18 protein-coding genes are annotated in these 12320 nt (G+C 71.2%); all 18 read right to left on the bottom strand.

The window, feature by feature from the left end; translation table 11 throughout:
* Window positions 1-108: 108 nt before the first annotated feature.
* Window positions 109-1299 carry a tyrosine-type recombinase/integrase gene (locus tag ACIRSS_RS50225; protein ID WP_400909574.1) on the bottom strand — a complete coding sequence of 397 codons (1191 nt, stop codon included), beginning with the start codon at window positions 1297-1299 and terminating at the stop codon, window positions 109-111.
* Window positions 1299-1517 (bottom strand): helix-turn-helix domain-containing protein, encoded by a 219-nt coding sequence (locus ACIRSS_RS50220; RefSeq protein ID WP_400909573.1) that lies wholly within the window; start codon window positions 1515-1517, stop codon window positions 1299-1301. The genes ACIRSS_RS50225 and ACIRSS_RS50220 overlap by 1 nt, the downstream gene beginning before the upstream one ends.
* A gap of 205 nt (window positions 1518-1722) precedes the next feature.
* Window positions 1723-2442 carry a hypothetical protein gene (locus ACIRSS_RS50215; RefSeq protein ID WP_400909571.1) on the bottom strand — a complete coding sequence of 240 codons (720 nt, stop codon included), beginning with the start codon at window positions 2440-2442 and terminating at the stop codon, window positions 1723-1725.
* A 115-nt stretch (window positions 2443-2557) separates the two neighbouring features.
* Window positions 2558-4417 carry an AAA family ATPase gene (locus ACIRSS_RS50210; RefSeq protein ID WP_400909569.1) on the bottom strand — a complete coding sequence of 620 codons (1860 nt, stop codon included), beginning with the start codon at window positions 4415-4417 and terminating at the stop codon, window positions 2558-2560.
* The gene (locus ACIRSS_RS50205; RefSeq protein WP_400909567.1) at window positions 4417-5352 is read right to left on the bottom strand and encodes a bifunctional DNA primase/polymerase; all 936 of its coding nucleotides are present in this window, start codon (window positions 5350-5352) and stop codon (window positions 4417-4419) included. Before ACIRSS_RS50205 ends, ACIRSS_RS50210 begins: the two co-directional genes overlap by 1 nt.
* A 14-nt stretch (window positions 5353-5366) precedes the next feature.
* Window positions 5367-5642 carry a hypothetical protein gene (locus tag ACIRSS_RS50200; RefSeq protein WP_400909565.1) on the bottom strand — a complete coding sequence of 92 codons (276 nt, stop codon included), beginning with the start codon at window positions 5640-5642 and terminating at the stop codon, window positions 5367-5369.
* A 2-nt stretch (window positions 5643-5644) separates the two neighbouring features.
* Window positions 5645-5815, bottom strand: coding sequence for a hypothetical protein (locus ACIRSS_RS50195; protein ID WP_400909563.1), 171 nt, complete (start codon window positions 5813-5815; stop codon window positions 5645-5647).
* 258 nt (window positions 5816-6073) lie between these two features.
* Entirely contained in the window at window positions 6074-8254 is a 2181-nt protein-coding gene (locus ACIRSS_RS50190) for a cell division protein FtsK (RefSeq protein ID WP_400909561.1), read from the bottom strand.
* A 16-nt stretch (window positions 8255-8270) separates the two neighbouring features.
* Window positions 8271-9374 (bottom strand): hypothetical protein, encoded by a 1104-nt coding sequence (locus ACIRSS_RS50185; protein ID WP_400909559.1) that lies wholly within the window; start codon window positions 9372-9374, stop codon window positions 8271-8273.
* Window positions 9371-9661, bottom strand: coding sequence for a hypothetical protein (locus ACIRSS_RS50180; RefSeq protein WP_400909558.1), 291 nt, complete (start codon window positions 9659-9661; stop codon window positions 9371-9373). Before ACIRSS_RS50180 ends, ACIRSS_RS50185 begins: the two co-directional genes overlap by 4 nt.
* The gene (locus tag ACIRSS_RS50175) at window positions 9658-9903 is read right to left on the bottom strand and encodes a hypothetical protein (protein WP_400909556.1); all 246 of its coding nucleotides are present in this window, start codon (window positions 9901-9903) and stop codon (window positions 9658-9660) included. Before ACIRSS_RS50175 ends, ACIRSS_RS50180 begins: the two co-directional genes overlap by 4 nt.
* Complete coding sequence (locus ACIRSS_RS50170) at window positions 9900-10103, bottom strand: hypothetical protein (RefSeq protein ID WP_400909554.1); 204 nt, start codon at window positions 10101-10103, stop codon at window positions 9900-9902. The genes ACIRSS_RS50175 and ACIRSS_RS50170 overlap by 4 nt, the downstream gene beginning before the upstream one ends.
* Complete coding sequence (locus tag ACIRSS_RS50165) at window positions 10100-10348, bottom strand: hypothetical protein (protein ID WP_400909552.1); 249 nt, start codon at window positions 10346-10348, stop codon at window positions 10100-10102. Before ACIRSS_RS50165 ends, ACIRSS_RS50170 begins: the two co-directional genes overlap by 4 nt.
* A 97-nt stretch (window positions 10349-10445) precedes the next feature.
* Window positions 10446-10874 carry an RRQRL motif-containing zinc-binding protein gene (locus ACIRSS_RS50160; protein ID WP_400909550.1) on the bottom strand — a complete coding sequence of 143 codons (429 nt, stop codon included), beginning with the start codon at window positions 10872-10874 and terminating at the stop codon, window positions 10446-10448.
* Window positions 10871-11248, bottom strand: coding sequence for a hypothetical protein (locus tag ACIRSS_RS50155; RefSeq protein WP_400909548.1), 378 nt, complete (start codon window positions 11246-11248; stop codon window positions 10871-10873). The genes ACIRSS_RS50160 and ACIRSS_RS50155 overlap by 4 nt, the downstream gene beginning before the upstream one ends.
* Window positions 11245-11742, bottom strand: a complete 498-nt coding sequence (locus ACIRSS_RS50150; RefSeq protein ID WP_400909546.1) for a hypothetical protein — start codon at window positions 11740-11742, stop codon at window positions 11245-11247. The genes ACIRSS_RS50155 and ACIRSS_RS50150 overlap by 4 nt, the downstream gene beginning before the upstream one ends.
* Window positions 11742-12035, bottom strand: coding sequence for a hypothetical protein (locus ACIRSS_RS50145; protein WP_400909544.1), 294 nt, complete (start codon window positions 12033-12035; stop codon window positions 11742-11744). The genes ACIRSS_RS50150 and ACIRSS_RS50145 overlap by 1 nt, the downstream gene beginning before the upstream one ends.
* Before the next feature lie 42 nt (window positions 12036-12077).
* Window positions 12078-12257, bottom strand: coding sequence for a hypothetical protein (locus tag ACIRSS_RS50140; RefSeq protein WP_400909542.1), 180 nt, complete (start codon window positions 12255-12257; stop codon window positions 12078-12080).
* Window positions 12258-12320: the final 63 nt, after the last annotated feature.

The following is a 12320-nucleotide window of genomic DNA, read 5'->3' as shown; positions in this document are numbered from 1 at the left end:
CCTTTGCAAGGCGGGGGTCAGGGGTTCGATTCCCCTCAGCTCCACACCCCGAGGGACGTGACAAAGGCCAGGTCAGGCGGTGTTTCCGCTGACCTGGCCTCTGTCGTATCAGGCGGCCGTGTGGCCCGCCGTGCCCCCCGCGTGCCCCTCACCCCGTCTGCGGGCACGTTTTCGAGCCCGCTTCCCCTGCGGACGTCGCCGGGCCTGCTCGATGTTCCCGCTCATCGCGTCAGCGATCGTGTGGTCACGCTCGCGTCGCGCACGCTGGTAGATCAACGCGGCCCGCGTGGTCGAGTGGCCCATACGCGCCATCAGCTCTCGCGTTGTCGCGCCACCTTCGGCGGACAGCTCGTTTCCGGTGTGGCGCAGGTCGTGAAAGTGCACGTCGTCCGGAATCCGCGCGGTCTTCTTCGCCTTCACCCACAGTCGGCGGAAGTTGTGTCGGCGCAACCGGCCCCCTTGCGGGCCGATGAACACCAGGCCATCCGCCCCGGGTTCGGCATACCGCGCGATGTGCTCGCGCAGCTCGCCGACGATCACTTTCGGAATGGCGACCCGGCGCTTTCCGGCTTCGCTCTTCGGCCCCTTGACCTTCGGTCCGCCTCGCAACTCCGCTTGCGACCGCAGGACGCGAATCTCCCGCCGTTCCAGGTCGACGTCTCGCCGGCGGAGCGCGGCCAACTCGCCGAACCGCGGTGACGCGAACGTCGCCAGTAGCACGAGCATTCGATACCGCGGCTGCATCGCGTCGGCGACGGCGTATACCTGGCGAATCGTGAGCACCGGTCGTTCTGCGGAGTTGTCCTCGCCGGCGCCCTTGATTCGGCACGGGTTCCGCTTCACGATCCGGTCTTCGTCAACGGCCGTGTTGTAAATCGCGCGGAGCAAGCGGTACGCCTTCGCGACGGTCGGTTCGCCGACCTTCCGTGCGAGCAAGTCACTTCGCCATCGACGGACCGTCGCTTCCTTGATCCCCGCGACTGTGGACTGTCCGAACGCGGGCGCGAAGTGGTTGCGCACAATGCCTTCGTACCGTTCGCGGGTGGTGTCGCTGAGCTTCCGTTCCGCGACCCACGTCGTCGCGTAGGCCATGAACGGCACCTTGCCGGCGTCCGGGTTGACCCAGTCATCGCGGATGATCTCGGTCCGCTTCTCGGACAACCACTCCGATGCCTGTTTGCGCGTCTCGAACGTCTCGGGTGCCGGCCGCAGAGCGCCATCCGGTCCGGGGTATCGAGCCTGCCACCGGCCGGACTTGAGCTGCCGGATTCGGCCCCAGTCACGTCGTTTGCTAGCCATCAGGCAGCCCCCTTAAAAGCCGTCGTCCGAGGTGAAACCGTGTTTGAAGCGATGAACTCGGCCAGCACGCTTTCCGCGATGCGCACGTGGCGCCCGAGCTTGACGAACTCGATTCGCCGTTCTTCGATCAAGCGGCGCGGGAACCGCACGGTGGTCCCGAGCAATTCGGCGACCTGTTCGACGTTGAGATAGCGCTCACCAGTGCGCGCGGAATCCATGGCGTGGAAGACCTTTCGTGCAGGCGGTTGCTGGCAGCGGGACGCGTCATGGCTCTGTCCTCCGAGGTCGAGGTGTCACAGTGGGTGTCACACCTGTTTGTGCTGGTCAGGGTGGGTTGGGTGACGGGGTGACAGGTGTGACACCCATGGGGTGGTCGCTGGTGTCACACCTGCCGGGGACGTGACAACGTGCAGGTCAGACGGGCTACGCGAGTCCGCGGCGCTTCTGCTCCGCCCGGATCGCGTCGTACGTCTGCGTCGGGGTGAGCGGGTCCCGCAGGGCTTCCGCGAGGTCGTCGGCGCTGGCGTTGCCGACGCCGGCGGCCTGCACGCGGTCCTTGGCGCCGGCGTCGCGCGGCTTCTCGATGGCGATCAGGTGCTGGGGTTCTCCGCTGTAGTCCACCGCCGCGGCGTGGTCGGCGTCGGTCAGGGCCTTGCGGTTGTCCTCCATCTGGAGGTGCACGTTGGGGTTCGCGCGCGCCATATCGCGCAGGGCGCGGCTCACTTCGTCGTGGTCGACGTCCCCGAGCATCCTGCGCAGGTCCACAAGACCGACCCATCCGCCCTCGTACCGGGCCAGCTTGGCGACGGCGTCGCGGATGCGGTTCTCGGTCGACCCGGTCGGCGTGCTGGTCGGTTCCGGGCCGCTGGGCTTCGGTTCTTCGGGTGTGGGCATGGGCTTCTCCGGTGCGGTCGGCTCGGGCGTGGTGAGCAGCTGGCCGGCGACGTTTGCCGGGGGCGGCGGGGTGCCGGTGACGGCGGTGTACTTCGCTTCGGCGGCGGCGATCCGGTCCGGGTCGCCGGTGATGCGGGCGGCTTCGAGGTTGTTGCGGGCGCGGCAGCGGGCCTGGCGGGCGCGGGCGCCGGCGGCGCCGCAGCTGCGTCCGCTGCACCGGCGGCCACCTTCGGCGGCTGAGCGGCACATCCGGCTCTCCTCTCGGTGCGGTGAGCTGGGCTTTGTCACGTCCCCACCGGGTGGGGCGTGGCGTGCGGCGGTGACAGCGGAGGTGTGACACGTCCTCGGGGTGTCACTCCCGCTGTCACACCTGTTCGTGCTGGTCAGCGGCTTGGGGTGACAGCGGTGACAGGTGTGACAGGGTGGGGGTGGTCCCGCTGTCACTTGCCCCGCCGGGCGCGCTGTAGGTGCCGTCCGTCGTGCGGGCCAACTGGCCGGCGTCGCCCATGCGCTTGCAGGTCTGGCGGATGCTGCCCGGGTTGGCCCCGAGCGCTTCGGCGATCCGCGCGGGCTTGAGCGGCCCGTGCTCGCGCAGCAACCGCAGGATGTCCGCGCGGGTGTCGGCGACCAGGTGGTCCGCGGCGGGGCCGTCGAGCTTGGTCCATGCGCCGGCGTGGGCGTCGAACGACATGGCGTAGTCGGCCTCTTCGACGTCGCGGCCGGTCACGTGCAGCACGCCGTCCGCCTGCCCCCGGCCGCGCTCGAGCACGAGCGTGGCGTCGACCGCGCCGGTGATGCCCGCGGTGCCGGACACCAGGTTTTGCCAGTCTTCGGCGCTCTGCTTGCGGACGTGGTGAATGAGCAGGAACGGGACGCTGTAGTGGTCGGCCAGCTGCTTGAACCGCCCGGCCGCGGCGTAGTCGGCGCTGTAGGCCGAGGACCCGGACGCGTCGGTGCCGCGCATCTTCTCGAAGGTGTCGATGATGACCAGCCGCGCGTGCGGGTTCTCCTCCAGCCACTCCACCAGCACCGCGTCCCCGCCGTTGGTCATGGTGGGGCAGGCGGTTTCGAGGGTGAGTAGCGGCGCGGCCCGGCCGCCGGCGGCGAGCATCTGCCGCCGGCGACGCTGCAACCGCCGGCCGGTGTCCTCCAACGCGCAGTACAGGACCGGGCCGCGCTCCACCTCGATCGACCCCAACACCGGATCGCCGTTCGCGATCGCGGCGCCAGTGCCGAGGGAGAACCACGACTTGCCCAGCTTCGGCGCACCGGCCAGCAGGTTCAGCCCTTCCGCCAGCAGACCGGGGACGGCCCACTTCGGCGGCGGGAACTCCTCTCGCATCAGCTCCGCGTCCGTCCAGCGGGTGCGGCGGGCGGGCGGTGTCGGCACGGCGGCCAGCGGCCGGGGCGAGGTCATGGGTGTCTCCTCGTGCTCGGTGAAGCAGCCACAGCCGCCCCAGTCGTCCGGGTCGGTTTGGCCTTGCGTGATGCGTTGCCGCAGGACGGTGAGCGGCAGCGGAGTGGTCACGCCTCCGGTGCGGGTGCGGAGGATCGCGACGTCCTTACCCAGGTCGGCTCGCAGTGCTGCTTCCTCGCGTTCTTCCGCGGCGAACCGGTCGGGATCTACTTCGAGCAGCCGCTTCCACTGGGCTTGGCCACCCCGGACGCAGGCGCCACCGCAGTTGTTGTGCGGGAAACCCAGTTCGTAGAGCCGCGCCGTGGGCAGTCCGGCTGCTTTCGCTTCGGCGATCAGGTCTGACTTGTCTCGGTAGGGCGGTTCGCATAGCGGGGCCTTCGCGGTCCAGGGCTGGTAGGCGCGAGTGATAGCCGGGAGGCGGTGGGTTTCGGTCCAGTCGATCCCGACGTAGACGGTGGTGGTGGCCGGGTCCGTGTTGGCTTGCAACCACTTCCGGCACGGCACCTGCTTGAGGTACTTACTGCAGGGGGCTATCCGCGAGTTGCCGATCATGCGCTTGTCGCGGAACACCTGCCACGGCGTCCGGCCGTCTTGGACGCGCACGAGCTCGACCCCGAGCTGGGCAGCGGACTGCTCCAGGAAGTCGTAGAGGTCCGGGGACTCGACTCGTGTGTCAGCGAAGAGCAGCACGGTGTGTTCGGCGCCGTGCTCCTTGACCACCTCACGGGCGGTGGCCCATGAGGTGATCCCCCCGCTGGTCATCACGACGTGGTCGTAGCGCCGTGACGCGTCCAAGACGGCCGACATCACGCCACCCGACGCGGGCGATTCGCGCCGGCGCGCAGGCCGGACGCGATCGTCGTTTCCGCCTCGCGTGCGGTGAAGTGCCGGGTGCCGATGTGGCGGCCAGCGGCGGTCATCAGCGCCGCGCGCACCTCCTCGTCGGACAGCGCCCCGCCGGCCACGAGCTGCCCAAGGGCGACCGCGGCGGCGAAGAGGGTGCCGTTACGGTTCTGCTTGGCGTCGGCGACCTTCCCGGCTTCCGCCTTGATCGCGGCGTCGAGGTAGCGGGAGCGCCGGCCGCCGGCGGGCCGGATCGGCAGCACCGGCGCCGCGGGCAGCGGCGCGGGGGTGAGCCGCTCGACCAGCCACCCAGGGAGCTCCGCCACCGGCCCGTCCCACAGGAACGCGTACCGACCGTCCCGGCTGGTGGTGCCAGGGGCGACGACGTAGCCGCCGCCGGCGCGGGTGTCGACCTTCCAGCCCAGGCCGTAGCCGTCCTCGCCGCGGGTGTTCCGCAGTGTCACGTCCCCCTGCACCCGGTAGTACAGGTGCAGCCCACCCGAGGGCGTCCGGACGGTGAGCGTGTCGCCGGGCAGCTCCTGCCCCGCTTCGTCGGCGACGACAGCGAGCACGTCCTCCCCCGAGCGAGCGCCGGCCGCGGCCCACCGCTCCGGCACGGTCTCACCAGGCTTGAGCGTGTCGAGATCGAGCACGCACAGCCCAGACGGGCCGGTCGCGATTCCGATGCCGTACGGGGCGTGCGTCCACGCGGCGCGGATCTTGTCCGGGTCGGTGGTGGCGCGCTGCTCCCAGGTGCGGTGTCCGCCGGCGCACCGGCCGGTGCCGGGGCAGCGGTCCTCGGGGTGACCGGCGGGGCGCTTGCTGCCGGGGCGGAGCGGGAAGACGTGCCAGCCGCGGGCCGCGGCGTTCAGCGCAGCGTCCAAAGTGGTCGTGTTCATCGTAGTTCTCCCCCTCAGCTCAGCGATGTGGTGATGGGCAGGGCGTCCGGCGTGCCGGCCGGAACGAGCGGGTAGGCCGGGTCGCCCTGGGGGGCGTCGAGCACGGCGTGGGACACCCAACCGGTGACGAGATCGGCCGGCGCCTGCGCGGGCGGTCCGGCGGGGTCGCCGTTCGCGGAGGCGTGCTCGCGCATCAGCGCCAGGGCCTCGTCGCGGGTGCACGGCCCGACCACGTGGTAGCTGCCGTCCTCGTCGGTGAACACGTCGAGCGCGGTTGCGGTGGCGGGCATGGCTACTTGCCCCCGTTCTGCCGCTCGACGGCAGCGCACCCGGGGCAGGTCTTGATGAACATCGGGAACCACGGCGCTTTCGCGTCGCCGGGCTCGATCGTGAGGCCGCAGAGGGTCTTGACCTTGCCAGACCACCAGGACTTCTTGCCGATGTGCGCGTACTGGGTCGCCATCACGGTGCCTTTCGGTCGGTTACAGTGTGTGCCTGTTTTTGGGTAGGGTCGGCTGGCGCGGGCACCGGGTGCGGTGTCGCGTGGCGGTGAGATCAGCGGGTTAGGTCACGGATTTCGGGTTAGGTTCCTAACCCGGCGGGTTAGCGCACTAGTCAGTCCGCTGGCCTGCGGGAAGTGAGCTGAGTTAGGTCAGTTAGCCCACCGCCGGCGGCCGGGTTCCCGGCCGGATTCCGCAGCGTGCGCGGGCCGGCGGGCGAGCTAACCAGGCTGGTTGTCCTCGTCGAGATCGGCGGTCGCCTGCCCGGCCAGGGCCTCACGGATCGTGACCGGGTCGACCAACCACCGGTTCTGCGAGCTGGGCACCTTCACCCCGACCGCGGCCAGGTCGGCGCACAGCTGCTTGCCGGTCAGCCCGCTGTACTCGGTGGCCAGCGCGATGAGCAGCGGAGCCACCTTCGCGGCCGGCACCGACTCATCCCCAAGCACCTCGTCGAGGTCCTCCAGCAGGTTCCGCGGCGCCGGCGGCGCCTCCAACTCGCCGTTTGCCCTGGTGGACCAGGGGACGCGGCCGCGCTTGGCGATCGCGGCGAGTCCGCGTTCGATGATCGGCGTGACCTGATCGTGGTCCTTGGACACGTCCAGGAAGTAGACCTGCACGATCTCCGAGCGCTCGCCCGAGAACCCCTTGACCACCGCGGTTCCCTTGTCCGTGCCCGGAATCAGCTCGGTGGCGCGGTGCCCGGCGGAGTACGCGCCCTGCCCCAACAGCGCGTCGTTGGCGACGTGGTCGCCGACGGCGAACGCGATGCCGTTGGAGCAGTTGCGTGTCACGTCCCTGGGCATGGAGTCCTTGGTCGGGGCCTGCGTGGAGACGATCAGGTGGATGGCGCGCTTGCGTCCCAGGCGGACGATGTCGACCAGCAGTTGCGCGATGTCGTCGCCGTACTTCTTGTGCTGGATCGCGACGTGCGCCTCTTCCAGCAGGCAGAAGATCGGGTGCAGCCCGACGTTCTTGGACGCGTACTCCCGCGTCACCGCCGGAATCTCGTGCTTGACCAGCAGGTCACCGCGGCGCTGCACCTCCGCGTGCAGCTCGCGGAGGTCGGCGAGAATCTGCGCGATCTTGTCGTCTTCCGCGCCCATGACGTAGCGGGAGCAGCGCGGCGCGAACACCTCGAAGTCGAAGTTGGCGTCCGGAACCCAAATCCGCAGTTCAGCGGTGGGATCGAGCGCGGCGCCGGCCATGATGACCCGGGCCGCGGACGACTTGCCCTGACCCGGCATCCCGCCGCAGATGGTGTTGCGCTCCAACAGCGGCGCCATCATCGGCTCACCGCGCAGCGTCCGTCCGAACGGGACACCGCGGAACACGTCCACCGTGCCCTCGTCGAGCAGCGGGTAGTCCCCGGCGCCTTCGGCGAGCGCGCCCTTGTCGGCGACCCACAGGTCCAAGATCCCGGCTTCGCTGCCGGTGGTCGGCCAGACCTCTTTGGACAGCCGGTGCAGGCCGGTGGCCAGGTCAGCGCGCCGGCGGGCGACCTTTTCCGCGGTCACCCCGGCCGGGAGACGCACCACGGCGTGGGTGCCGCGGCCGTCCCGGCGGGCCGGGGTGAGGTACTGCATCGGCAGCCCCTCTTTGAGGTAGTTGGTGATCTGCGGAATCCGCAGCGCGCCAAGGGCCTGCGCGATGGTCGTCTCGTCGATCGCCACATCGGAGTCCTGTGTGGACGTGGCGAGCCAGCCGGGGACCTTGCCGCGCTGGCGCCCCTCGCGCCACGCCGCGAGCGCCACCCCGACGCTGATCACGTACGGCGCGACCAGCGCGAGCGGGGTCCAGGCCCACGCGATGGCGGTGAAGATGAACCGCAGCGCGTCCATCACCCCGCCCACGACGCGGGTGAACTCGCCGGCGCCGGACAGCTGCACCAACAGTCCGATCAGCAGGACGATCACGACCAGCGCGGCCAGTCCGATGACGCCGGCTTTGACCAGCCCGATCAGCAGTTTGGGCAGGTCCATCAGCCGGCGGTGCCGGGCGTCCTGCACGCGGGCCTTGCGCTCCAGCCAGTCGGCGACCAGCGTCTGGTCGCCCATCGCTTCGGCGGCCTTGATCTGCCGGCGGTAGACGCCCATCGTGCTCGCGTCCCACGCCCGTCCGCGCCACGAGTCCAGGCCCTGAATGACCGTGAGGCCGTGGTTCAGGGCGGCTTTGGTCTTCTCGTGCGTCGCGGCTTTCTTGGCCACGGTGGCGGCCAGCACGACGTCCCGGCGGTAGCCCTCGTAGCGGGCGATGGCGCGGGCCTTCTGCGACGTGCGCGCCGCGTACTCCTCTGCCGTCAAGATCTCGTCCGGCTCGATCGCCTCGCCGGACTCCGGGACGGGCAGGTGGTGGACGGTGGCCAGCTCGCCGGCGGCCGGGTTCGTCTCGGTGGTGCTCATGGTCGTGTCCTCCGGCTCACGTGCGGTTGGGGTTGGCGTGCTCGTCGCGCAGCTGGCGGGCGAACTTCGGCGCGCAGTGCAGCGTCTTGCGGATCGACTCGGCCGACGTCGGGTTGATCGCTACATCGGGGTTGTCCAGCGCGGCGGTGAACTCCGCGCGCAGGTCCTCGATCGTGCGGGTCTTCGGCGCGCGCGGCGGGCGCCGCTTCGGGGTCGATTTCCGCTGGTCGTTCGGGCGGTCGAGGGTGAGGATCGGGGCATCGACGATCGGGCCGTCGTCGACACGCGGGGCCTGGTCCTGCTGGGCGAAGAACGCGGCGATTTCGTCGTCGAGCACGTCGGCGACGTGCCGGTCCGGGTCGACCACGGCCGCGAGGCGGCGGCCGTCGAGGGTGTAGCGGCCCGGGGTGAACACCAGCCGCGCCCGGCCCTCAGCGTCGATTTCGGCGACCGCGTGCCGGACCGCGGCGGCCCGGACCTTCGCGACCTTGCGCAGCGTCTTGCGCTCGATCCGGGCGGCGGCCCGCTCCGCCGGCGACCGCGGCGGCGACGCGACGGCCAGCTGGTGCGCGATGACGCCGGCGACGGACACGATGCCCATGACCACCGCGGCGTCCCAGCCGCGGCCCAGGCCGTGCACGACGTTCAGGCCGAACCCGACGCCGGCGAACACCCACGTCCCGAGCTGCAGCGCCCACACCGGCCGCTCCGGGTGGCGGTGCCGGGTGACCTCCACCGCGAGCGCGAACGCCCACATGCCCAGTTCCGAGAGCGCCGGCAGCGCCGCACCGGTCGCGTCCCCGTAGACGCCCACGCCGTAGCCGGCCATCGCGGGCACGGCCATCCCGGCGGACACCATGGCGAGCAGGTAGATCGGCAGCCGGACCCGGTTCGCCGACAACCACCCGGCGACGCGGGCCAGGGTGGCGGCGCGGCGTGCCCGGCGGGCCTCGCGCTGCTTGTCGGCCAGCTTCGCGGCGACGGTCGCGTCGGTGCGGCGCTGCTCGGCCGCGGCGCTCTGCGCCCGCAGCGTGCGCTCCAGCGCGGCAGCGGCGTCCTGGCGGCGCTGCTCCGCGTCGGCCGCGCGGTTCGCGCGGCGCTCTTCGGTCCACGTGCTCATCGGGTGACCTCCCGGGTTTCGTGGCTGGTCGTCTCGTTGGTGGTGGCCGGGGTTGCTGGCAGCTGCTTGCGGTCGGTGCCGGCGCGGAGCCGGGTCTGCTCGCGGTGGTCGCGGACCTCGTGCACCGCCCACCCGGCGGCGACGATGGCGGACATCAGGGCGAACCAGGGGGTGAACACCAGCGCCAGGGCCAGCGGGCCGAGCACGCCGGCCAGCTCACCGAAGTGCCAGACCGCCCAGTCGATCGCCGCCTGCAGCCGGGTCCGCTGCTCGTTCTGCACGTTCATCGGGGCACCTCCTGCCCGGTCGGGAAACCTGCGGGGAAGAACTGGTTGACCGGCCGCCGCGGCGGCCGGGACGCCTGCGCCGCGGCGGCCTTGTCGAGCCGGACCAGCACGCCGGCCAAGACCTGTTCGGCGATCACCAGGGGGATGCGCAGCAGGTGCAGGACCAGGAACAGGCACACCGTGCCGACGAACCGCATCAGCGCGAGCGTTCCGTGGCGCTGCAACACCTCGAACGTGTTCATGCCGGCGACTCCCATCCGCAGTCCTCGCAGAACGCCTCCGGCGGGTCGTCCGGCGCCGGTCCGCTCTCGACCCGTACCGACAGCTCCTTGCACTCCGGGCAGGGGTAGACGGTCATCGGGCAGTCGTCGACGTTCTCGTGGAAGTCGGTGCAGTCGTCGCAGTAGAAGCCGTCCGGGTTGAAGCCGTCTTCGTAGGTCATCGGGTTCCCTCCTTGCGGGCGGCCTCGCCCTGCAGCGTGCGCAGCCACGCCATGCCCGTGTTCGAGGTGTCGGTGGCCCGCTCCGGGCGGATCGTCGCGGCGACCTGGGCAAGCCGGGCGTGCAGCTCGCCGGCCGCGGCGTAGCGTGCGATGTCGTCGACGGTCAGCCGGCGGCCCTTGTCCTTGCCGGCCAGCAGAATCTGGGCGATCCGCTCGGCCTCGCGGAAGTGCTGTGGTCCGTTCATCGGTTGCCTCCCTGGCGTTCGGCTTCGCGGCGGGCGCGGTCAATGGCTTCCTGCTGGCGCTGGCGCTCCGCGTGCCAGGCGCCCGAGTCGTTGGTGGTCACGCGGCCACCCCCGCCCGGTCGGCCTGCTCACCCTCGAAGCAGGTCCAGCACTGGCGGGTGCTGGTCGGCACGCAGTACTCCTGGACCTCGCTGCAATCCACGCAGGTGCGGCGGGCCTCCATCGCGTGGTCCAGCTGCCCCGGCACCGGCGGGCGCTTGGCCGCGGCCCGCTCGACGGAGAACAGCTCCGCGACGGTCTCCCGGGCGTAGGGCTTGACGTGGCGGAACACCAGCAGTGCGACCGGGTCCTGTCCGTTGGGGCGCAACCCGACCTCGCGCAGCTGGGTGCGGGTGAGCAGCGTCGAGGGGGCCTCACCCCAGCCGAACACCGGCAGCCCGTCCCGCTCACCGCGGCACAGCGCCACGTGGTGCGTACGGCCGTCGAACACCGTGGTCACCGCCTGCCGGCGGTTGCGCGGGTTCACCGGCCCGCCCCGTCCGTGACGCCGGCCAGCTCCGCAGCGGCCAGCTGTTCGAGGCGGTCGGCTTCGGCGCGGTGCCAGATACCGCGGCGCCGCTCGTCGGGCGTTACGCCGTCTCCGGCGACCATCGCGGCGCTGATCTCCTGGTGCATCGCGGCGACTTCGCGCAGGCGGCCGGCGATCTCGCGGGAGATCAGGCGGTTCAGCGCCGCCGGGGTGTAGGCCACGGTCGCGACCTCGCGCACCGGCGCGGTGGTGTCTACCATCTGGTGTTCCTCCGTACGGTTTCGCGACTGCTCGGTGGAACCCGGCGCGGTCGGCACGTTCTGCCAGGAAGGGGCCGCCGCGTCGGGGCTGAAAAACAGGCGAGTGGTCATCGGGAACCACCGGCCCGCAGGGCAAGCCACGTGGTGGTGAGCGAGGCCAGCACGCCGATCGCGCGGTGCGCGGCCTGGTCCAGCTCGGTGAGCGCGGTGCCCGGCCCGGACTCGTCGACCACGCCGTCACGGCGCTGCACCGTCGCGTGCTCGATGTATCCCTGCTTGCCGGCCAGCCGCGCCAGCGCCTTCAGCGGCTCCCGGCGGTCGATCACGTAGTGCGTGACCGCGTTGACCGCGGCACCGGCGGCCAGCGCCCGCAGCGGCACCCGGAACCCGAGCACCCGCGTCACCGCGACCGCGGCGGCGACCTGCCCGGCGGTGTAGCTGGCCACGTGGCGCGCGCAGTGCTTCGCTCCCTCCCGGCCCGGCTGGCCCTTGCCCACCGCGTCGTTGTGGCGCTGAATCCACTCGTCACACAGAGGGTGGACGTCGGCGAAGGTGGCCTGCAACGCGGCGAACAGCGCCAGCCCACGGACCGTCCGGCTGGTCATCAGGCGGCCTCGCCCTCGAACGGGCGGGTCAGCTTCACACGGGTCGGCAGCGCCCGCAGGGCCTCGCGGCCGGCGCGGCGACGTGCCCGGCTCACTCGGCGCTGGTCGTTGAAGTCGTACCGGTACGCGGCCTGCGCGGCGGACTCGTCCGCGGCCAGCTCGCCGTAGACGTCCTGCAACAGCGCGTCGATCGCCGCTTCGGTCAGCCCGTCCGGGTAGACCGCCTCGCCGGCGAACTCGTCGGCGGCCGACACCGCGGCGTCGGTCAGGCGGCGGTAGACGTTGGTGTCCATTGCGAAGTCCTCTCGAAGAAAACGTGCTGGTCAGTGGGGGTGTCAGAGCGAGTTGAAGAACGTGGTGACGCTGTGCGCGACGTGGCGGACGTGCCCGGCCGCCTCCAGCGGCGAGGACACGACGTACGCCAGCACCACGACCAGCACGACCAGGCCGAACAGCTTCCGGCCGACACCCGAGCCGGTCTTTAGGACCGGGAACCCCTGCTGCTTCCGAGACATCTCGTCCTCCAGAGCGTCGTGGCGGGCTTGCTGACACCTAGAGACTTGCATAGCTCAGCTCGC

The organism is Amycolatopsis sp. NPDC101161 (assembly GCF_044768185.1).
GTDB lineage: Bacteria > Actinomycetota > Actinomycetes > Mycobacteriales > Pseudonocardiaceae > Amycolatopsis.
The sequence above is the reverse complement of the archived record's forward strand: the minus strand, read 5'-3'. Positions and strand labels throughout refer to the sequence as shown.

Coding starts and splice junctions, on each gene's coding strand:
- ACIRSS_RS50210 (WP_400909569.1), bottom strand. CDS start 4,417: ATGTCGGCCGTCTTGGACGCGTCACGGCGCTACGACCACGTCGTGATG.
- ACIRSS_RS50225 (WP_400909574.1), bottom strand. CDS start 1,299: ATGGCTAGCAAACGACGTGACTGGGGCCGAATCCGGCAGCTCAAGTCC.
- ACIRSS_RS50195 (WP_400909563.1), bottom strand. CDS start 5,815: ATGGCGACCCAGTACGCGCACATCGGCAAGAAGTCCTGGTGGTCTGGC.
- ACIRSS_RS50200 (WP_400909565.1), bottom strand. CDS start 5,642: ATGCCCGCCACCGCAACCGCGCTCGACGTGTTCACCGACGAGGACGGC.
- ACIRSS_RS50170 (WP_400909554.1), bottom strand. CDS start 10,103: ATGACCTACGAAGACGGCTTCAACCCGGACGGCTTCTACTGCGACGAC.
- ACIRSS_RS50190 (WP_400909561.1), bottom strand. CDS start 8,254: ATGAGCACCACCGAGACGAACCCGGCCGCCGGCGAGCTGGCCACCGTC.
- ACIRSS_RS50175 (WP_400909556.1), bottom strand. CDS start 9,903: ATGAACACGTTCGAGGTGTTGCAGCGCCACGGAACGCTCGCGCTGATG.
- ACIRSS_RS50155 (WP_400909548.1), bottom strand. CDS start 11,248: ATGACCACTCGCCTGTTTTTCAGCCCCGACGCGGCGGCCCCTTCCTGG.
- ACIRSS_RS50185 (WP_400909559.1), bottom strand. CDS start 9,374: ATGAGCACGTGGACCGAAGAGCGCCGCGCGAACCGCGCGGCCGACGCG.
- ACIRSS_RS50140 (WP_400909542.1), bottom strand. CDS start 12,257: ATGTCTCGGAAGCAGCAGGGGTTCCCGGTCCTAAAGACCGGCTCGGGT.
- ACIRSS_RS50205 (WP_400909567.1), bottom strand. CDS start 5,352: ATGAACACGACCACTTTGGACGCTGCGCTGAACGCCGCGGCCCGCGGC.
- ACIRSS_RS50180 (WP_400909558.1), bottom strand. CDS start 9,661: ATGAACGTGCAGAACGAGCAGCGGACCCGGCTGCAGGCGGCGATCGAC.
- ACIRSS_RS50145 (WP_400909544.1), bottom strand. CDS start 12,035: ATGGACACCAACGTCTACCGCCGCCTGACCGACGCCGCGGTGTCGGCC.
- ACIRSS_RS50215 (WP_400909571.1), bottom strand. CDS start 2,442: ATGTGCCGCTCAGCCGCCGAAGGTGGCCGCCGGTGCAGCGGACGCAGC.
- ACIRSS_RS50220 (WP_400909573.1), bottom strand. CDS start 1,517: ATGGATTCCGCGCGCACTGGTGAGCGCTATCTCAACGTCGAACAGGTC.
- ACIRSS_RS50150 (WP_400909546.1), bottom strand. CDS start 11,742: ATGACCAGCCGGACGGTCCGTGGGCTGGCGCTGTTCGCCGCGTTGCAG.
- ACIRSS_RS50165 (WP_400909552.1), bottom strand. CDS start 10,348: ATGAACGGACCACAGCACTTCCGCGAGGCCGAGCGGATCGCCCAGATT.